Raw genomic sequence first — 19184 nt, 5'->3', positions numbered from 1 at the left:
GCCTAGGCCCTGCGGGTGCGCTGGGTCATTTGCGTTACCCCATAGGCGGTGCGGTAGGTGCGGGAGAAATGCCCGGCACTGTCGAAACCGCAGGCCATGGCCACGTCGATCACCGACATTTCCGTCTGAAGCAGCAGGTTCCGGGCGCGTTCCAGCCGCATCTCGATGTAGTATTTCTTCGGCGAGGTGTTGAGGCATTTGCCGAACAGCCGCTCCAGCTGCCGGGTGGAAATGCCCGGTTCGCGCGCGATGGCGGAGGTCGGCCATGGATCGTCCATCCGGCCCGCCATGCTGGCGATGGCGGCAGACAGATGGCTGTTGCGCATGCCGTTTCGCGACTGAAGCGACACTTTCTGCGCGACGGTCGACTCCCGCACGGCGTTGTAGACCATCTGGTCGGCCACGGCGACCGACAGGTCCAGCCCGTGATCCCTGGCGATCAGATGCAGCATCAGATCCGCCGTCGCCGTCCCGCCGGAGGCGGTGATGTGGCGTTCATCCGTGACAAACACGTTGCGCACCAGCGTGACGTCCGGAAACTGCTTCATGAAGCTGTCGTGGTAGTCCCAGTGGATCGCCGCTTTCTGTCCATCAAGGAACCCGCCTTTGGCAACGATCCAGCTGCCCGAACACAGCGCCCCGATCCGGCTTCCGCTGAGCCGCAGCTTGCGCCGGACCGCTGCCAGCAGATCGCCGTGATCCTTGCTCTGCATGTTGATGCCGGACAGGAGGAACAGCCGGTCGCACTCGGGCAGCGCGTCAAATCGGTGATGGGTCTGGATATGGGTGTCATCGGAACTGCGCGCGGTTTGTCCGTCGAGCGAGGCATAGGACCAGCGGTACAGCGGTTTGCCCGAAATCAGGTTGACGATGCGCAGCGGATCCACCCCGCAGGCAAAGGCGATATGGGTGAAGTCGTCGACAAGGGCAAAGACGAAATGCTGCGTGGCGGTCATGGGCCACGATCCTTGCTGGGGCCGCGCGGCACAGGATCGCATCAATTCGCGACGGCGGCGCGGGCGGCGTCAAGCCAGCTGTCGTAATCGCTGCGGTTTTCCTCGATCCATGCGTCCACATGGCGGTCGATATCGGCGGAGCTGTCTTCGCCTTTCGACATCAGCAGGTTCTGCGCGGAAATGTCGTTCACGTCGAGCCGGGCCATTTCGAACAGCCGGGCCGCTGCGGAGTTTTCGGCAAGGAATTCGTCACGGGCGAGGATATACATGGAATCCACGGCAAAGCCGAGGTTGAGCCCGTCGATTTCGGTATCGGCCTCGACCCCGTCCGGCAGCGAGGTATAGGGCACGGACAGCCATTCCACATGCGCGCCGGGCACCAGTTCGCCCGACACCCAGTAGGGGGTCCATGTGAAATAGAGGATCGAATTGCCCGAAGCCAGACGCGCGATCGAATCCGCCATCAGGGCGTTATAGGATCCCTGATTGTGGGTGACGGTGTCGCGCAGGCCGTATTCGGTCAGGTGGTGTTCGATGACCCGCTCGCAGCCCCAGCCCGGCACGCAGCCCGCCAGATCGGCAGTGCCGTTGCCATCGGCATCAAAACGCGCGGCGACGGCGGCATCGGAGAGCTGGCCGCTATCGGTCACTCCGGCATCATAGCTGGCCTTGTCGACCAGATAGCCCTGCAGCATGCCGTCGACAAAGGGGCCGACGCGTTCCAGAACCTCTTCGCCACCGGATTCGTCGAAAAACGCCTGATGCAGGTTCTGCCAGTGGATCGGGTAGAAATCGCCATCCCCGGTGCCCACCGACAGATGCGCGGTCTGAATCTCTGTTTCCAGCGGCGTGGCGACGGTATAGCCCAGATCTTCCAGCGCGCGGAACAGGATGCGGCTCTGGAAATAGTCCTCGGTGATAAGGCCGATCACCGGGCGAACGGTGACGCCTTCGCCGGGTCAGTCCTGAGCCAGAGCGGCCCCGGCGAGGGTGGTGGAGGCGGCCAGCGCCCCGAAAAGCGTTCTGCTGAACATGTGGATAATCCCCTGTTTGGTTCAGTTTGTTGTTGTCTTGAGGTCGGGGGCCTGCTGCGGCAGCGCATCGGCGCGCGACGGGATCAGGCGCAGCGCCAGCCCCACCGGCTCGCCCTGCCACCAGTGCCGGTGTCCCCGGTCGCGTCCGGACTGTCTCAGGCCCTGCGAAATCCGGTCCAGCACCACGGCAAGGATCACGATGCCCAGCCCGCCGACAATGGCCTTGCCCGCATCAGGCCGCCTCATGGCGCGCAGCACCTCGTTGCCCAGCCCGCCGACCGAGATCATCGAGGCGATGACGACCATGGACAGCGCCAGCATGATGGTCTGGTTGACCCCGGCAAGGATGGTGGGCGTGGCCAGCGGCAGTTCGACCTTGACCAGGATCTGCCGCGGGCTCGCGCCAAAGGCCTGCGCCGCCTCGACCACCGAAGGATTGACCCCCCGGATGCCCAGCGAGGTCAGCCGGATCAGCGGCGGCAGCGCGAAGATGATGGTCACGATCACGCCGGACACGTTGCCGATCCCGACCAGCATGACCACCGGCACCAGATAGACAAAGGCGGGAATGGTCTGCATCAGATCCAGCACCGGGCGCAGGATTTTTTCGAACATGTCGCTTTTGGCGGCAAGAATGCCAAGCGGCAGGCCGATCACGAAACAGGCGATGACCGAGGCGATCACGATGGCCAGCGTGGTCATGGCCAGCCCCCATGCGTTGGGATCCAGCAGGCCAAGCGCCACAAGGCACATCCCGACCAGCACAGCGGTGCGCGCGCCGGCGGCCTGCCACGCGATCAGCGCGATCAGCGCCAGCATCACCAGCGGCGGCACCGCGTGCAGCCCGGTGTCGATGGCAACGATGAGATCGTTGAGCACCGTCTTGATCGGCTGAATGACCTCGCGGTTGGAAATCGCCCATTGCTTGATGCCGTCGGCGCTGTCGGCAATGCCGAAATCGACCGACGAGAAGGGGTCCAGAATGTTGAATGTCTGATCTTCGCCCATGGTCCGGTTCCTTGGTTATGCCGCCTGGCCTGTCGGTGCGGTGTCACCCTTTATGCCGCGCAGCAGGGCATTCTTGGTGACCACGCCCATCGGCTTGCCGTCGATCTTGACGATGATCGGATGCTGGGTGGCGATCGACAGATCGACGAGCTGGTCCAGCGACTGGTCGGGATGGGCTTCGGGCCATGCGTCCAGATCCAGCGGACCCTTGCGCTGTGTATCGGCGGCGACCGGCTCCATGAACTTTTTCGCCGAGATCAGCTCCAGCTTGGAGATGCCCGCGACAAAATCGGCCACATAGTCATCGGCGGGATTGGTCACGATGTCCTCGGGGGTGCCGATCTGGACCAGAACCCCGTCCTTCATGATGGCGATGCGGTCGCCGATGCGGATGGCCTCGTCCGGATCATGGGTGATGAACAGCGTGGTCTTCTTCATCTCGGCGGAAAGCGCCATGAACTTGTCCTGAAGCTGGCGGCGGATCAGCGGATCCAGCGCCGAAAACGGCTCGTCCATCAGCAGGATCGCGGGATCGGCGGCGATGGCGCGGGCCAGACCCACGCGCTGCTGCATGCCCCCCGACAGTTCGTCGGGATATTTCCGTTCCCAGCCGTTCAGTTCGACCGCCTTGATGGCGCGCAGCGCGGTCTGGGTGCGGGCCTTCACGTCATGGCCCCGCACCTGCTGGCCGAAGGCGACGTTTTCCAGCACGGTGCGATGCGGCATCAGCGCCATGTTCTGGAACACCATGCCGATCTTTTCGGCGCGCAGCACGCGCAGATCCTTCTGGGACAGATCGTTGATGTTCTGGCCTTCGATATGGATCGTGCCGGATGTCGGTTCGATCAGCCGGTTGATGTGGCGGATCAGCGTCGACTTGCCGGAGCCGGACAGGCCCATGATGCAGAAGATCTCGCCCCGGCTGACCGAAAAGCTGGCATCGCGGACGCCCACCACACAGTCGTACCGATCGCGGATCTCCTCCTTGGAAAGCCCGCGCGTCTTGACGGCCTTCAGCGCCTCGTTCGCGCGCTGGCCGCATCCTGACCCAGGATTTGGAACCCGGCGCCTATCTGGACGAGGTCAACCTTGCCGAAACCTACGAGATCTCGCGCCCGCCCCTGCGGGAGGCGCTGAATCAGCTGGCAGGGGAAGGGTATGTCGTCCTTTACAAGAATCGCGGCGCGCAGGTTGCGCCGATGACCCACAAGACGATGCGCAACGTTTTCATGGCGGCACCGATGCTTTATGCGGCGGTGACACGTCTGGCCGCCGAAGGCGCGACCGAGGCCCAGATCATGCGCCTGAAGGATACGCAGACGCTGTTCCGCAAGGCCATCCGCGACGGGGACACCGCCGAACGCGCGCTGATGAACCAGCGCTTTCATGCCATCATCGGCGACATGGCGGACAACGAATTCCTGACCCCCAGCCTGCGGCGTCTGCTGATCGACCACACCCGCATCGGCATGTCGTTTTACAACCCGCGCAACCAGTCCATGGCAGCACAGCGCAGCGTCGCCGCCGACCAGCATGACCAGTTCATCGAGCTGATCGAGAAGGGCGATGTCGATGGCGCCGGGCAGCTGGCCATCGACCACTGGGAGCTGTCCAGAGCCGAGATCGAAAGTTTTGTCACCCCAGTGGGAATGCAGATTCCGCTTGGCCGCGCGCCGGGCGACCTGAGCCAGAAAGGTGCCTCATGATATTCGAAGGCAGCTATACGCCCGTGATCACGCCGCATCGCGAGGATGGCAGCGTGGACCGGGAGGCGCTTGTGGCACAGATCGAGTATCTGATCGCCTCGGGGGTCCATGGCCTTATCAACGGGGGCTCCACGGGCGAATACTACGCCCAGACCCTTGAGGAGCGGATGGAGCTTGCCGGTTTCGTCAAGGACGTGGTGGGCGACCGCCTGCCGCTGATGGTGGGCACCGTGGCGATCCACCAGCCCGATTCCATCGCCATGGCCGAACATGCTGCCCGCATCGGGGCCGCGGCCCTGCTGGTGGGCTCGCCGCCCTATGCGGTGCCGACCGAGCGCGAAAACGCGCTGGCCATCGACCGTGCTGCCGATCTGCCGATCATGCTGTACAACTACCCCGGCCGCATGGGCATCACCATGGGCGAGGAATTCCTTGACCGGGTGGGCCGCAGCCGGAATTTCTGCGCGATCAAGGAAAGTTCGGGCGACATCAACCGCGTGCATCTGCTGGCGCGGGACTATCCGCATGTGCAGCTGTCCTGCGGGATGGACGATCAGGCGCTGGAATTTTTTGCATGGGGCGCGCGCAGCTGGGTCTGCGCGGGATCGAATTTCCTGCCGGGTGAACATCTGGCGCTGTGGCGGGCCTGCGCGGTGACGGGCGATCACGACAGGGGCCGCCGGATCATGTCGGCGATGATGCCGCTGATGCGGGTGCTGGAACAGTGCGGCAAGTTCAGCCAGTGCGTCAAGCATGGCTGCGAGATGATGGGGCAGTATGCCGGGCCGCCGCGCCCGCTGCTGAAGCCGCTCAACAAGGATGACAAGCGGCAGCTGGAACAGGTTGTGCGGGTTCTCAAACGCACCGTGGCCAAGATGGAGGCCGGAACGCAGGCGGAGGCAGCCGAATGAGCGATCTTCTGACGACCGAGGAATACAAGGCCATCGCGGCGGGGCTGGACCTGCCGACACAGGCCTTTGTCGATGGCAGCTTCCGGCCTGCCAGATCCGGCAGGACCTTTGACGGCGTGAACCCCGCCACGGGCGCGCTTCTGGCAAAGCTCGCGGCCTGCGGCCCCAATGACGTGGATTTTGCCGTGCAGAAGGCCCGCGACGCCTTCGAGGATGGCCGCTGGTCGCGGCTGCATCCCGGCGCGCGCAAGGAGGTGCTGATCCGGCTCGCCAAGCTGGTCCGGCGCCATGCCCGCGACTTGGCGGTGATGGAAAGCCTCGATTCCGGCAAGACCATCTATGACTGCGAAACCGTCGACCTGCCCGAGACGATCCACTGCCTGACATGGCATGCCGAACTGATCGACAAGATCTGCGATCAGGTCTCGCCCGCCTCGGACAACCATATCGCCATGGTGGTGCGTGAACCCGTGGGCGTGGTGGGGCTGGTGCTGCCGTGGAACTTTCCGCTGCTGATGCTGGCATGGAAGATCGGCCCGGCGCTGGCCGCTGGCTGTTCGGTCATCGTCAAGCCCGCCGAGGAAACCTCGCTGACCGCGCTGCGCATCGCCGAACTGGCGATGGAGGCGGGCGTGTTCAACGTGCTGCCGGGCAGCGGCCCGGATGTGGGCGAACCGCTGGGCCGTCACATGGATGTGGACGCGGTGTCCTTCACCGGCTCCACCGAAACCGGGCGGCGGTTCCTGCGCTATGCGGCGAAAAGCAACCTCAAGGAAGTCACGCTGGAAATGGGCGGCAAGACTCCGGCCGTGGTTCTGGACGATGCCGAAAACCTTGATCGGGTTGCGGCGCATGTGGTCAATGGCGCGTTCTGGAACATGGGCGAGAACTGCTCGGCCTCCTCGCGGCTGATCGTGCAGAAGGGCGTCAAGGACGCGCTGCTCGATCGGAGCAAGGCGCATGCCCGCGAATGGCCGATGGGTGATCCGCTGGATCCGCAGAACCGGGTCGGGGCGCTGGTCTCTGCCGCGCATTTCGACAAGGTCCGGTCCTATCTGGGCAAGGGCCCCAAGGGGGTGATGGGCGGCAGGGCCGAGGCTGGCTTTGTCGAACCGACCATCCTCGAGGTCGCGCCCGATGCCCCGCAGGCGCGCGAGGAAATCTTTGGCCCGGTGCTGTCGGTGCTGACCGTCGACAGCTTCGACGAGGCGATCGCGCTGGCCAATGACACCGAATATGGTCTGGCCGCCTCGATCTTCACCGCCAATATGAAACGGGCGATCCGGGGCGCGCGGGCGATCCGCGCGGGCACGGTCACCGTCAACAGCTTTGGCGAGGGCGACATCTCGACCCCGTTCGGCGGCTTCAAGGCCAGCGGTTTCGGCGGACGCGACAACGGCATCCACGCGCATGACCAGTATACCCAGCTCAAGACGATCTGGGTGGATCTGTCCGACGATGCGGATGAGGCCGTGGCTTGAAGCACCTGCGTGCAGACCGTCTGCCGGCCCTTCAGGGGCCGGCTGCCTGGAACCTGATCCTGGGGCCAGCGCCCGAACGCGTCCCCCTGACCGGCGCGCGGACGGCGGATGTGGTCATCGTGGGCGCGGGCTTTGCCGGGCTTTCCGCTGCCCGACGGCTGCAACAGATCGACCCCCGCGCCGCCGTCACGGTGCTGGAGGCGGGGCGCATCGCCGAAAGCTCGGCGGGGCGCAATTCGGGGTTCATGATCGATCTGCCGCACGACCTCGCCTCGGAGGATTATGCCGGGGCGGGCGATGACCGCGCCATGATCGGGCTGAACCGGCAGGCCATCGCCTTTGCCTTCGGGACGGTCACCGATTACCAGATCGACGCGCATTTCTTCGACCGTGCGGGCAAGGTGAACGGTGCCGCCAGCGCCACCGCCCATGCCCATAACCAGAGCTATGCGGCGCATCTGGCCTCGCTGGGCGAGCAGTGCGAAATGCTCGACGCGCAGGCGATGGTCCAGCTGACCGGATCGCGGCATTATCTGGGGGGGCTTTACACGTCCGGCACGGTGATGCTGCAGCCTGCGGGCTATATCCGGGGGCTTGCGGCGGGGCTGGCGCGCGGCGGCGTGCAGATCCACGAACAAAGCCCGGTGACGGCGCTGACCCGCACCGGCGACAGCTGGACGGTGACGACGCCGCAGGGGCAGGTCAGCGCGGGCCGCGTCATCCTGACCGTCAACGGCCATCTGGAAAGCTTCGGTTTTGAAAAAGGCCGGCTGATGCAGATTTTCCTTTACGCGGTGATGACGCCGGAACTGGATGCCGAGGCACTGGCCCGGCTGGGCGGGCAAAGCCGCTGGGGCATCACGCCTTCGGATCCGATGGGCACCACCGTGCGCCGGATCGACAGCGGACAGGGCGGCAACCGCATCGTCACGGGCACCTGTGCCACGCTGGCCCCGGACCGGCGGATCGGGCCGGGGCATGTGCAGCGCGCCGCGCGGGTCATGCAGCAGAAATTCGATGCCCGCTTTCCGCAGCTGCGCGGCATGAAGATGGAACACGCCTGGGCCGGGCATCTGTGCCTGACGCTGAATGGCGTGGCGGTCATGCGCAAGCTGGACGACGGGCTTTATTCCGGCTGCGTGCAGAACGGGCTTGGCACCGCGCGCGGCACGCTGACCGGGATTGGTGCGGCGGAGCTGGCCTGCGGCGTCGAAAGCGACATCACCCGGCATTTCACCGCCGAAGCGCCACCCAGACGCCTGCCGCCGCAGCCGTTCCAGCAGATCGGCGGCAATGCCGTGCTGCGCTACAAGGAATGGCGTGCCCGCCACGAATGACAGCCCGTGCCGCGCGGCGCCTGTTCGGGGCCCCGCGCGGCAGGCCGGTGTCAGGCCGAAAGCAGGGCGGCGCCGAACAGGCTTTCATCGGGTGACACGCCCAGACCCGGCCCCAAGGGCCGCGCGATGTGGCCATCCCTGATGCTGATGCCGTTTTCCGCGTCATAATGCCCGTCGATATAGGGCGCGGCGAGCCACGCTCCCTCCATCCGCTGGGGGGCGACGGTGGCCGCCATATGCACGCAGGCCGCCGCGATGATGTCGCCCCCCCATGAATCGTCGCAGGTATGCGGCAGGTTGCGCGCCGCGCACAGGTCGCGGAAGGCGCGCATGGGATGCAGCCCGCCGATCCGCGTGATCTTCATCCCGAACCCGTCGGCAAGCCCGGTGCCCGCCGCCGTGATCGCGGTGTTGAGGCTGGTGGCGGTTTCGTCCAGATAGATCGGGTGATGGCAGAGCGAACGGATTTTCTGCAGATCCTCCAGCGTGTCGCAGGGCTGTTCCAGCACCATCGGAATATCGGCGCAGTCCCGGCTGATCCGCAGCGCGTCGCGCGTGGTCCAGCCCCGGTTGCCGTCAGCGGCCAGCGTCATGCCGGTGTCGCGGATCGCCTGCCAGACCTTGCGCAGCGCCTCGATATCCAGCGCCACGTCGCGGCCGCCCAGCTTGACCTGAAGCCGGGGATAGCCTTCGCGGGCCTTTTCGGCGGCGATGCGCGCGGCCTCGTCGGGGGCGGCCACGCCGATGGAGCAATAGGAGGCCACCCGGTCGGTCAGCGCCCCGCCCAGCAGGTCCGACACGCTGACGCCAAGCTGCCTGCCCCACAGGTCATGCGCGGCGATGTCCACCGCCGCCTTGGCGTAATTATGCCCGCAGAGCAGCGCGTCCATCCGGCGGGGCCGCGGCAGCGGCAGCGCCTCGCAGCCGATCAGACCCGGCGCCATTTCCGTCAGCGCGGCCAGCGCGCCCCGGGCATGGGCCTCGGCATAGGTCGGCCCGACGGGGCAGGTTTCGCCCCAGCCTGCGGTGCCATCCTCTGCCACCAGCTTGACCAGCGTGGTGGTCAGCGACCAGACCTCGCCGCTGGCAATGCGGTAGGGGCCGTTGGTCACCGGCAGCTCGTATTGAAAGAGGTGGATTTCCCCGATCCGCATGAAAGGAACTTTCCGGGCGTGAAGGGGGAGAGGGGGGGCGTGGTTCAGAGATCCAGTGCGACCGCCCCGATGGGTTTCGAACAGCAGGCAAGGATATATCCCTCGGCGATGTCCTCTTCGGAAATGCCGCCGTTATGGACCATGTGAACGTTGCCCGCGGTCTTTCTGACCTTGCAGGTGCCGCAGACCCCGAAGGTACAGCCCGAAGGGATGACGATCCCCGCGCCGCGCGCCACCGCCAGAACGGTGTCGGTCTGGGTGCAGCTGGCCTTTACCGCCGACCGGGCAAAGGCGATGCTGGCGGCGGCCTCCTCGTCGGGGATCACATCGTCATGCTGCGGCAGCTGGTCTTCTTTCCGGACCGGCGCGCCAAAGCTTTCCTGATGATACCGCGCCATGTCGAAGCCAAGCGCGATCAGCATTTCCCGCACGGCATCCATGAACGGCTCAGGGCCGCAGCAATAAACCTCCCGTTCCAGATAGTCCCCGGCGATCAGCCCGATCATCAGCTGGTTCAGCCGCCCGCGCAGCCCGGTCCAGACCCGGTAAGGATCGTCCTGTTCGACGATGAAGACCAGCCGGATCGACGGCACGCGCGAGGCCATCTGTTCCAGCCGCTGCCGCGCGATGATGTCCTGCGGGCGCTGCGCGCAATGCACGAAGGTCACGTCGATATCGGTGCCGCGATCGTAAAGATAGGTGGTCATCGCCAGCGACGGGGTGATCCCCGAGGCCGCCGAGATGAACAGGTATTTCTTCCGTCCGGCGCGCGGCAGGGAAAAGATCCTCGCAGGACCAGAGGCGCGCAGCCGCATCCCCGGCGTCAGATGATCGAGCCATCCAGCGCGTGCCCACGCTGCCCGCCTGCGCCTTGACCGTGACGGAAAGGGTCAGCGGACGCGAGGGCGAGGAGGAGATCGTGTAGGTTTTCCAGACCGTTCCGCCGGGCAGCGGCAGGTCCAGCGTCACGAACTGCCCCGGCTCATAGCGGAACTGCGACCCTGACGGCGACACGAACCTGAAGCTTGCGGCGTTGGGGGCCTCGGGCACCACCGAGCAGCACAGAAGCTGTTCGGCATCGGTCCAGATCCCGGGCTCGGCTGCGGCGGTCAGGGCGGATGACAGCGCCATCGCCCTATTCCGCTGCAAGCGGGCTGGCAGTGCCGGTGATCGCCCGGATCATCGTCGCGGCATACCAGTCGACGAACTGGATGTTGTCGCCTTCATGGGTCGGCGAAGAGGGTCCGGGCTGGTAGGCGGGGGACCGGATGCCGCGCTGGTTGTTTTCCACCACCTCGCGGTCCTCGTCATTGGTGGCGATCCAGACTTCGGTCAGCCGCTTCAGGTCGTAATCCTGCCCCTCCACCGCATCCTTGTGGACCAGCCACTTGGTGCAGACTTCGCTCTGGGTGGCGCTGATCGGCGTGACGCGGAACAGCAGGATGTGGTCGGACAGGAAATGGGTCCAGCAGCCCGGATACTTGAACTTCAGCAGCGCGCCGCCATCGCGGAACGGCAGCGAGGAGTTGGGTTTGGTCACCGCCACCCTGCCGTCCATGGAATAGCTTTCGGCGGTGTCCAGCAGCGGCGTGCGCACGAAACGCCAGTCGCCAAGCTCGGCGATCTTGTAGGCCGAAGGCGCGCCCGCAGCTTCGCAGCGCGCGCTGTGCTGCTGCTGCAGGCCCGCGATCTCGCCCGACCCGTCATTGCCGATGGTGCGCGGATCCTCGGGGAAGGTGCGGCAGAGCGAGGGGTGATTGCCGGCGCAATGGTAACATTCGCGGTTGTTTTCCCACACGAGCTTCCAGTTGCCATTCTCGATGATGGTGCTTTCAAAAGCGACCTTCGAGTTTTCCAGATCATGCGGGGCAAGATAGCGTGCGGTTTCGGCGGCCAGCTCTTCGAGGGGCGGCGCATCCTCGGCAAGGCAGATATAGACCATGCCCGACAGGTGGCGGCAATGCACCGGCTTCAGCCCGTGTTTGGTCGCGTCAAAGTCAGGGCCCATGTCGCGCGCCCAAAGCAGCCGCCCGTCCAGTTCATAGGTCCACTGGTGATAGGGGCAGACCAGCTTTGCGCCGGTGCCTTTCTTGCTTTTGCACAGCACAGATCCGCGATGACGGCAGGAATTGTGGAAGGCGCGGATGTCGCCATCGCTGCCGCGGACGATCACCACGGAATAGACCCCCACCTCGGGGACGACATAGCTGCCAGCCTTGGGGATCTCGCAGGCGGGGATCGAAAACAGCCAGTCCCGATACCAGATCAGATCAAGATCGACCTGAAACACGCCGGGATCACACTACAAATTCTGCGCAAGCGCATGGTCCGGCTTGCGCCGCATCAGGGTGGACAGAACCTCGGACGGCAAGAGCATCGGCATCTCCTTTGGCTTGGTCCGGCGCGGCGCGTCTGAATCCGGGGCTGGCTGTCATGTGGGGAAGGACGGTGTGTCGGTCCTCCGGTCCCGTGCCTTGGTGCCGCAGGCTCTCATGCCGTGGTCCGGCGCATGGCGGGAATTGCGACACGGACCACCAAAAATGCGACCGCCCCGCAGCCCGGATCTTGGATCGGGGGCATGGCATGCCACCGCGCAACGCCGGAGCGTCACCTCCTGCCGCAGCTGTAGCGAGCGGGGGGAGGGCAAGATCCGGGGGGTGATCCTTGGCCGGAGCGATGCGGGCCGGGCCAAGCTGCAAGCCCGCCCCACGTCAGGCTGACGGACGCGCCAGAAGGCGTGAACCGGAGCCCCGCTCTAAAATATGCATATCAAACCGGCATTTTTACGGCCTGCCGGGCAGTGGTGCAGAATGGATCCATAACCTGCGGTTCATGGGGCGCGGGGAGTGTCCCGGCGCGGGGCGGTGACCTGCAGCAGGTGATCGACGAATTTGCGCGCGATCAGCGACTGCGGCTTGAGCGGGTTCTGCAGCAGATAGATCGGCACCGAGATCTCTTCGGCCAGCGGGCGGACGACGATTCCGGCCCCGTCAAAAAGCCGCGCCGATTCCGCGTCGACGATGCCCAGCCCGTGGCCGTCGGCAACCATCCGGCACAGCATCGCGCCGATCGCCACCTCGATCCCGCCCTGAACCGGATGTCCGGCCATCAGCATCAGCGCCTCGAACTTGCGGCGGATCTCGTCGGCGGTGCTCAGCGACAGGATGCGTTCTGCCGCAATCTGGTCGAGCCGGATCTGCGCGGCCCCTGCCAGCCGGTGCCGCGGCGGCAGCACGCAGACCGCGTGCAGATCGAAAAGCCGTGTCTTTTCGATGGAAAGATCTTCGTTTCTCGCCTGAGAGATGCCGATGTCCAGCTCGCCCCGCGCCACCCGCTGCACCGTCTCCGGAGAGCTGAAGGACCGGAACGACAGCGACAGGTCGCCATATTCCCTGAGAAAGTCCGAAATCGCCTCGGGCAGCCACGCGATGGACAGGGCGGGAATGCAGCTGATTTCCAGCCGGGCATGTTCCAGCCGCGCCAGCCCCTGCGCATAGCCTTCGAGATGGCTGAAGCTTTCGGTCAGCCGCGCCGCCTCCAGATAAAGCGACCGCCCCTCGTCGGTGGGCTGCAGCCCCTTGGCGCCGCGCCGGAACAGCCGCACCCCCAGTTCCGTCTCCAGCAGCTTCAGCGATTTGCTGACGGCGGGCTGCGACAGGCCAAGCCGGTCCGCCGCGGCGGTGACGGACCCCGCTTCCAGCGCGGTGACGAAGATCTCGCATTGTCGGTAATTCATGCCAGAGCATAACTTCAGGATATAGAGCCCCGTCAATCATAATTTGACAGCAGGGGTGCGGCTTGGCCAAGCTGGTCCTACCCAATGCCGCGAGGCGACCGCAGAACGCCGCCCGACAGCTTGGGACAATCCGGATCTTCTTGAACGATCTCCGTGGCCTGTCGCTTCGGAGGCCAGAAACCTGATGCCAACGGGAACCGCCATGAACCAGATCCTTTCTGCTGTCCGATCTTCCTTCCGCGCCCGCACTGTGGCCGCCTCGCTGCTGCTGGCGACGGCGCTGCCGCTTGCCGCCATCGCCGCCCCCGAGGGCGAGCTGCGCATCGCCGTGGGGGCCGATGCCACCACCTTCCATCCGCATGTGAATTCGCTGCCCGTGGGCAATACGGTGGACGGGCTGGTGTTCCAGCAGCTGTTCCGCATCGATGCCGACAACAAGGTGGTGCCCGCGCTTGCCACCGATTACGGCTGGTCCGAGGATGGCATGACCTTCACCGTCAGCTTCGAGACCGGGCACAGCTTCACCAATGGCAGGCCGGTCAATGCAGAGGCGGTCGCCGCCTCGTTCAACCAGCTGCTCGATCCTGACAGCGGCTCGATCTATGCCGGGCTTTATGCCTCGCTCGGCAAGGCCGAGGCGCAGGGCGAGGATACGGTCGTCTTTCACATGGCCGAACCCAATGGCCATGTGCTGATGCTGCTGGCCAACAGCGCCGCCGGGATCATCGACACCGAAGCCAATGCCGAGATGGGGGCGGAATATGGCCGCAAGCCGGTGGGCAGCGGTCCCTACATGGTCGAGGAGTTCATCGGCGGCGAGCGGTTCACTCTGGTGCCGAACCCCGATTACAAGGGCGCGCGCCCGGCCACGCTGGAACGCGTCACCTTCATGGCCGTGCCCGAGGACGGCTCGCGCATGGCGCTGCTGGAGACGGGCGAGGTCGACATCGTCGACCGGGTGCCCGCGGAATCGATCCCGACCATCGACGCGCTTGATAGTGCCTCGGTGATCCTGCCCGACAGCATGTTCTCCATCTCGATGGAGATGGTGCTGCGCGGCCCGCTCGAAGACAAGCGGGTGCGCGAGGCGCTCAATATCTCCATCGACCGCGACGGCATGGTGCAGGGCATCCTCGGCGGGCTCGGCACGCCGTCGCAGGGACAGGTGGGCCCCGGCACCGAGGATGCGCTGCGCGTGACCTTTGAACCCAAACCCTATGATCCCGAACGCGCCAAGGCGCTTCTGGCCGAGGCCGGGTTCGGGCCGGACAGCCCGCTGGAACTGCGGGTGAACTGCCCCAACGGCCGCTACATCAAGGACTCGCAGGTCTGTCAGGCGCTGACCGGCCAGTGGCAGGCGATCGGCGTCAAGGCCACGCCCAACGTGCTGGATCTGCCCAGCTGGTCCGCGGCCCATCAGGTGCCGATCGAAGAGCGCAGCTATGACATGTCGATGATCGGGCGGGCCACGGCGGGCATCGATTTTACCGTCTATCGCCTGTTCCGCAGCGGAGTGTCCGCCAACACCACCGGTTTCAACAACGCGCGGGTCGACAGCCTGCTGGCCGAAGGCCGGGCCACCACCGACCTTGAGGAGCAGAAGAAGATCTACGCCGAGATCCAGCAGATCGTCTGGGACGAGATGCCCTTCGTCTTCCTGTGGTATCAGAAGCAGGCCATCGGCATCGCCGACACCGTCACCGGCTTCACCATCCGCCCGGACGAGACGATGCTGTTCGACACCGTCCAAGTCTCGGTCGACGGCTGAGGACGGCGGGCCATGTTCATCCTCAGACGTTTCGCCGTCGCCATCCCGACCCTCTTTGTGGTCAGTCTGCTGGCCTTCTGGTTCGTCGACCTGATCCCCGGCGATCCGGCGCTGCACCTTGCGGGGAACATGGCCACCGAAGACGAGCTTGCCGACATCCGGCATCACCTCGGGCTCGACCGCCCGCCGCTGGAACGCTACATGCTGTTCCTGCGCGGCGTGGTCGATCCCGAGATCGCCACCTCGTTCCGGACCTCGCGCCCGGTGGTTCTGGAAATCACCGAGCGCATGCCCAAGACGCTGATCATCGCCATCGGCGGGCTGGTGATCGGGCTCGCCTTCGGGGTGGTGACGGGCGTCATCTGCGCGCTGCGGCAGGGCGGGTGGTTCGATGCCGTGGTGACGGTGCTGACGCTGGCGGGCATTTCCATGCCGATCTACTGGCTGGGCCTGCTCTGCATCTGGCTCTTTGCGGTGAATCTGGGCTGGCTTCCGGCGGCGGGGGCGGCGACGCCTGCGCATTACGTGCTGCCGGTTCTGGTGGTGGCGACCCGGCCCGCCGCGCTGTTCAGCCGACTGGTCACCGCCAACCTCCTGGAGGTGATGGGCAAGGATTACCTCGACACCGCCCGCTCCAAGGGGCTGTCGGAACATGTGGTGATCCTGCGCCATGCGCTGCGCAATTCGCTGATTGCCGCCGTCAGCGTGGCGGGGGTGCAGTTCGGCGGCATGCTGGGCGGTTCCGTGGTGACCGAAACCGTCTTTGGCGTGCCCGGACTGGGGCGGCTGCTGGTCAGCGCCGTCAGCAGTTCCGACTATCCGGTCATCCAGTACAGCGTGCTGATGTTCGCGGTGTTCTTCGTTCTCATCAACCTTGCGACGGATCTGCTCGGGCAATGGCTCGACCCGCGGACGCGCGATTACACCGCCGCGTGAAAAGGGGCCTCCGATGACCATGACACATCCTTCCGCCGCAGCGCCCCGCGCAGGCCTGCTGATGCATCCGCGGCTGGCCACCCTGCGCCGCATCGCCCGCGCGCCGAAAGGCCTGATCGGGCTGCTGCTGGTGGGCTTCATGATGATCCTTGCGCTGTTCGGTGCGTGGCTCGCGCCGCAGGATCCTTACGCGCAGAACTTCATGGCCACGCTGCAGCCCCCTTCGGCGGAGCACTGGTTCGGCACCGACCAGCTGGGCCGCGACGTGTTCAGCCGCATCCTGCTGGGCGCGCGGACCTCCATCGGCATCGGCGTGGGCGGCGTGGCGGTGGCCTTTGTCATCGGCGTGCCGCTGGGGCTGGCGGCGGCCTATCTGCGCGGCACCTTCGACAGCCTGCTGATGCGCGGCGTCGACATCCTGCTGTCCTTTCCCGACATCGTCTTTGCGCTGGCCATCGTGGCGATCATGGGGCCCAGCACGCTGAACGTGATCCTTGCCGTGGGCATCGTGTCGGTGCCGGTGTTCATCCGCACCACCCGCGCCGTCGCCATGAGCACCCTTGCCGAACCCTTTGTAGAGGGCAGCGTCTCTCTGGGCTGTTCGCCGCTGCGGGTGATGGGGCGGCATGTCCTGCCCAATATGGGCGGCATCCTTGTCACGCTCTGCAGCCTGCTTTTCGCCTCGACCCTGCTCAACGCCTCCGGTCTGAGCTTTCTTGGCCTCGGCACCCAGCCGCCCGAACCGGAATGGGGCACGATGCTGGGCGAAAGCCGGTCCTACATCCGCACCCATCCCTATATGGCGACCTTTCCGGGGCTGTTCCTTGCGCTGTCGGCACTTGGGTTCAACCTGCTGGGCGAGGAACTGCGCAACATCTACGATCCCACCAGCGCGCGGCGGCGGCGGGGGCAGGGGCTGCTGGCCCGGCTGCTGAACGGCGGGCGGGCGCTGCCGGTGCCGCGCGAAACCGCCGCACAGGCGCGGGCCCGGGCCGAAACCGTGGGCGATGCCGCCGCCATCGGGCGCGATCTGGAAATTTCCTATCTCACCGACAAGGGTCCGCTTCCGGCGGTGCGCGGCGTGGATTTTGCGCTGCGGCGCGGGCGCACGCTGGCCGTGGTGGGCGAAAGCGGGTCGGGCAAAAGCACGCTGCTGCGCGCCGTCGCCACGCTGCTGCCCCGCGGTCAGGCCCTGGTGTCGGGCGGCTCGCTGCGGATCGGAACCGAAGAGGTCTCGGCGCTCAGCGGGGCGCAGGTGCAGGCGCTGCGGCGGCAGCATATCGGCGTGGTCTTTCAGGATGCGGCAAGCGCGCTCAACCCGGTGATGACCGTGGGCGCGCAGCTGGCGGAGGCGATCACCTCGGGCCGCCGGATGAGCCCGGCAGAGGTGCGCGACCGCTCCATCGCGCTGCTGAAGGCGGTGCAGATCGCCGATCCCGAAAGCCGTCTGGACGCATGGCCGCACCAGTTCTCCGGCGGGATGAAACAGCGCATCGTCATCGCCATCGCGCTGGCGCAGGAGCCGGAACTGCTGCTTGCGGACGAGCCGACCTCGGCGCTGGACGTGACCATCCAGCAGCAGATCCTGACCCTGCTGCGCCAGATGCAGAAAGAGCGGGACATGGCGATGATGCTGGTGACCCACGATCTGGGCCTTGTGGCGCGGTATGCCGATGACGTGGCGGTGATCTATGCCGGGCGCATCGTCGAGACGGGACCGGTGGAGGAGGTGTTCCGCAGGCCCCGCCACCCCTATACCCGCGCGCTGGCCGCCTCCACGCCCAAGCTGCGCCATGGCGGCGGCACCCGGATGCTGCCCGCCATCGACGGCGAGCCGCCGATGCTGGGCCAGCTGCCGCCGGGCTGCGCCTTTGCGCCGCGCTGCGCGCGGTCCGGGGGCCGGGCGGTCTGCACCACCCGCGCGCCCGAACTGACCCGCTGCGGCAAGGCCGACGTGGCCTGCCATTTTCCCGACGAGACGGAGAGCCTTCATGCCGCGTGACCTGCGCCACCTTCGCCCTGCCCAGCCCGCGCAGGAAAGCCCGGCGCAGCAGGCCCCCGCGACCGTGCCTGCCGCCCGCCATCTGGAGGTGCAGGATCTCTGCGTGTCCTTCCCGGTCGGGCGCTCCTTCTTCCGGACCGGGGTGCAGCGCCATGTGCGCGCGGTCCAGAATGTCAGCTTCAGCGTCCCGCGCGGCAGCTGTTACGCCATTGTCGGCGAAAGCGGGTCGGGCAAAAGCACGCTCGCCCGCGCGCTGGTCGGGCTGGTGCGGATGACCTCTGGCGAGGTCATCGTGGACGGCACCCGCCTGTCGGGGCTGACCGCCCGCGACCGTCGGCGGCTGCGGCGCAGGGTGCAGCTGGTGCTGCAGGATCCGCGCGCCTCCATCGATCCGCGCATGCGGGTGCGCGAGGTGCTGCGCGAGGCGCTGGTGGTGCATGACATCACCCGCGACCGCGCCGAACAGCGCGCCCGGATCGAACGGGTCATCCGTCAGGTGGGGCTGAGCCCCGCGCATCTGGACCGCTACGCCAACGAACTGTCGGGGGGCCAGCGTCAGCGCGTGGCCATCGCCCGCGCGATCATCCTCGAACCGGAGATCCTTGTGCTCGACGAGCCGGTAAGCGCGCTTGACGTGTCGATTCAGGCGCAGATCGTCAACCTGCTGGTGGAATTGCAGGACCGGCTGGGGCTGACCTATGTCATCATCACCCATGATCTGGCGCTGGTCAGCCATTTCGCCGATGACACCGGCGTCATGTATCTGGGCCGCTTTGTCGAACAGGGCCCTGCGCGCGATGTCTGCATGAGCCCGCGCCATCCCTATTCCGAAAGCCTGCTGTCCGTGGTGGCCAGCGACGATCCCGAATTCGAGCGCGGCCGCGAGGTGGCGCTGCTGGAGGGCAGCATCCCCAGCCCGCTCGCGCTGCCCTCGGGCTGCGTCTTTCACACCCGCTGTCCGCAGGCGCGGCGCGTGGCGCCCGGCCTGCCCGCCGCCGCGCGGGTGGCGCAGGGGGACCACGAGCTTCCGCGCCGCTGCGTCGAGGATCTGCCTCTGGCCAGCCATGACGGGGGGCGGGGCTGTGCCTGCCATTTCCCGCTGGGGGCCGCCCCCGCTTCCGACCATTGACCACCCGGCGCCGCCGGAAAAGGAGA

At 66.2% G+C, this 19184-nt stretch carries 13 protein-coding genes and 3 pseudogenes; 8 read left to right on the top strand and 8 right to left on the bottom strand.

What is annotated here, in order from left to right; all coding sequences use genetic code 11:
• Positions 1-2: 2 nt before the first annotated feature.
• From BLR51_RS06910 to BLR51_RS06895, 4 genes and pseudogenes are all read right to left on the bottom strand, one after another.
• The gene (locus tag BLR51_RS06910; protein WP_089845332.1) at positions 3-956 is read right to left on the bottom strand and encodes a GlxA family transcriptional regulator; all 954 of its coding nucleotides are present in this window, start codon (positions 954-956) and stop codon (positions 3-5) included.
• A 41-nt stretch (positions 957-997) separates the two neighbouring features.
• Positions 998-1903: pseudogene (gene proX / locus BLR51_RS06905) on the bottom strand (glycine betaine/L-proline ABC transporter substrate-binding protein ProX); the annotation flags it as partial.
• Between the two features lie 108 nt (positions 1904-2011).
• Positions 2012-2998, bottom strand: a complete 987-nt coding sequence (locus tag BLR51_RS06900; RefSeq protein ID WP_089845330.1) for an ABC transporter permease — start codon at positions 2996-2998, stop codon at positions 2012-2014.
• A 15-nt stretch (positions 2999-3013) separates the two neighbouring features.
• Positions 3014-4015, bottom strand: coding sequence for a quaternary amine ABC transporter ATP-binding protein (locus BLR51_RS06895; RefSeq protein WP_089845328.1), 1002 nt, complete (start codon positions 4013-4015; stop codon positions 3014-3016).
• A 38-nt stretch (positions 4016-4053) separates the two neighbouring features.
• Between BLR51_RS06895 and BLR51_RS06890 the strand changes: the two genes are divergently transcribed.
• From BLR51_RS06890 to BLR51_RS06875, 4 genes are read left to right on the top strand one after another with little or no spacing between them, the layout of a single operon-like run.
• The gene (locus BLR51_RS06890; RefSeq protein WP_242656667.1) at positions 4054-4704 is read left to right on the top strand and encodes a GntR family transcriptional regulator; all 651 of its coding nucleotides are present in this window, start codon (positions 4054-4056) and stop codon (positions 4702-4704) included.
• Positions 4701-5615, top strand: coding sequence for a dihydrodipicolinate synthase family protein (locus tag BLR51_RS06885; RefSeq protein ID WP_089845323.1), 915 nt, complete (start codon positions 4701-4703; stop codon positions 5613-5615). Before BLR51_RS06890 ends, BLR51_RS06885 begins: the two co-directional genes overlap by 4 nt.
• Positions 5612-7096 carry an aldehyde dehydrogenase gene (locus tag BLR51_RS06880; RefSeq protein WP_089845321.1) on the top strand — a complete coding sequence of 495 codons (1485 nt, stop codon included), beginning with the start codon at positions 5612-5614 and terminating at the stop codon, positions 7094-7096. Before BLR51_RS06885 ends, BLR51_RS06880 begins: the two co-directional genes overlap by 4 nt.
• On the top strand, positions 7093-8433 hold the full coding sequence (locus BLR51_RS06875) for an NAD(P)/FAD-dependent oxidoreductase (protein ID WP_089845319.1): 1341 nt from the start codon (positions 7093-7095) through the stop codon (positions 8431-8433). Before BLR51_RS06880 ends, BLR51_RS06875 begins: the two co-directional genes overlap by 4 nt.
• Positions 8434-8483: 50 nt before the next feature.
• Here the strand turns inward: BLR51_RS06875 and BLR51_RS06870 are convergent, their stop codons facing one another.
• The 4 genes and pseudogenes from BLR51_RS06870 to BLR51_RS06855 all read right to left on the bottom strand — a co-directional run bounded on the left by BLR51_RS06870 (position 8484) and on the right by BLR51_RS06855 (position 13323).
• Positions 8484-9587 carry a mandelate racemase/muconate lactonizing enzyme family protein gene (locus BLR51_RS06870; protein WP_089845317.1) on the bottom strand — a complete coding sequence of 368 codons (1104 nt, stop codon included), beginning with the start codon at positions 9585-9587 and terminating at the stop codon, positions 8484-8486.
• A gap of 44 nt (positions 9588-9631) precedes the next feature.
• Positions 9632-10718, bottom strand: a pseudogene (locus BLR51_RS06865) (FAD-binding oxidoreductase).
• 4 nt (positions 10719-10722) lie between these two features.
• A pseudogene (locus BLR51_RS06860) lies at positions 10723-11964 on the bottom strand (aromatic ring-hydroxylating oxygenase subunit alpha).
• 453 nt (positions 11965-12417) lie between these two features.
• Positions 12418-13323 carry a LysR family transcriptional regulator gene (locus BLR51_RS06855; RefSeq protein ID WP_089845315.1) on the bottom strand — a complete coding sequence of 302 codons (906 nt, stop codon included), beginning with the start codon at positions 13321-13323 and terminating at the stop codon, positions 12418-12420.
• A gap of 202 nt (positions 13324-13525) precedes the next feature.
• Here BLR51_RS06855 and BLR51_RS06850 point away from each other — a divergent pair, with 202 nt between their 5' ends.
• Genes BLR51_RS06850 through BLR51_RS06835 form a run of 4 tightly spaced genes read left to right on the top strand, consistent with a single transcriptional unit; the run spans position 13526 to position 19158 of the window.
• The gene (locus tag BLR51_RS06850) at positions 13526-15091 is read left to right on the top strand and encodes an ABC transporter substrate-binding protein (RefSeq protein ID WP_165616758.1); all 1566 of its coding nucleotides are present in this window, start codon (positions 13526-13528) and stop codon (positions 15089-15091) included.
• A gap of 12 nt (positions 15092-15103) precedes the next feature.
• A complete protein-coding gene (locus BLR51_RS06845; protein WP_089845311.1) occupies positions 15104-16027 on the top strand; it encodes an ABC transporter permease in 924 nt (307 codons plus the stop codon).
• Between the two features lie 13 nt (positions 16028-16040).
• Entirely contained in the window at positions 16041-18029 is a 1989-nt protein-coding gene (locus BLR51_RS06840) for a dipeptide/oligopeptide/nickel ABC transporter permease/ATP-binding protein (RefSeq protein ID WP_089845309.1), read from the top strand.
• Positions 18019-19158 (top strand): oligopeptide/dipeptide ABC transporter ATP-binding protein, encoded by a 1140-nt coding sequence (locus tag BLR51_RS06835; protein WP_089845307.1) that lies wholly within the window; start codon positions 18019-18021, stop codon positions 19156-19158. The genes BLR51_RS06840 and BLR51_RS06835 overlap by 11 nt, the downstream gene beginning before the upstream one ends.
• The last annotated feature ends 26 nt before the right edge of the window (positions 19159-19184 follow it).

Origin of the sequence: Salipiger marinus (assembly GCF_900100085.1) — a bacterium.
Lineage (GTDB): Bacteria > Pseudomonadota > Alphaproteobacteria > Rhodobacterales > Rhodobacteraceae > Salipiger > Salipiger marinus.
This window is presented reverse-complemented; position numbering and strand designations above follow the sequence as displayed.

Bases quoted from the DNA above. Each gene is read 5' to 3' on its own strand.
- BLR51_RS06910 (WP_089845332.1), bottom strand. From the start codon at position 956: ATGACCGCCACGCAGCATTTCGTCTTTGCCCTTGTCGACGACTTCACC.
- BLR51_RS06900 (WP_089845330.1), bottom strand. From the start codon at position 2,998: ATGGGCGAAGATCAGACATTCAACATTCTGGACCCCTTCTCGTCGGTC.
- BLR51_RS06885 (WP_089845323.1), top strand. From the start codon at position 4,701: ATGATATTCGAAGGCAGCTATACGCCCGTGATCACGCCGCATCGCGAG.
- BLR51_RS06880 (WP_089845321.1), top strand. From the start codon at position 5,612: ATGAGCGATCTTCTGACGACCGAGGAATACAAGGCCATCGCGGCGGGG.
- BLR51_RS06870 (WP_089845317.1), bottom strand. From the start codon at position 9,587: ATGCGGATCGGGGAAATCCACCTCTTTCAATACGAGCTGCCGGTGACC.
- BLR51_RS06855 (WP_089845315.1), bottom strand. From the start codon at position 13,323: ATGAATTACCGACAATGCGAGATCTTCGTCACCGCGCTGGAAGCGGGG.
- BLR51_RS06850 (WP_165616758.1), top strand. From the start codon at position 13,526: ATGAACCAGATCCTTTCTGCTGTCCGATCTTCCTTCCGCGCCCGCACT.
- BLR51_RS06845 (WP_089845311.1), top strand. From the start codon at position 15,104: ATGTTCATCCTCAGACGTTTCGCCGTCGCCATCCCGACCCTCTTTGTG.
- BLR51_RS06840 (WP_089845309.1), top strand. From the start codon at position 16,041: ATGACCATGACACATCCTTCCGCCGCAGCGCCCCGCGCAGGCCTGCTG.
- BLR51_RS06835 (WP_089845307.1), top strand. From the start codon at position 18,019: ATGCCGCGTGACCTGCGCCACCTTCGCCCTGCCCAGCCCGCGCAGGAA.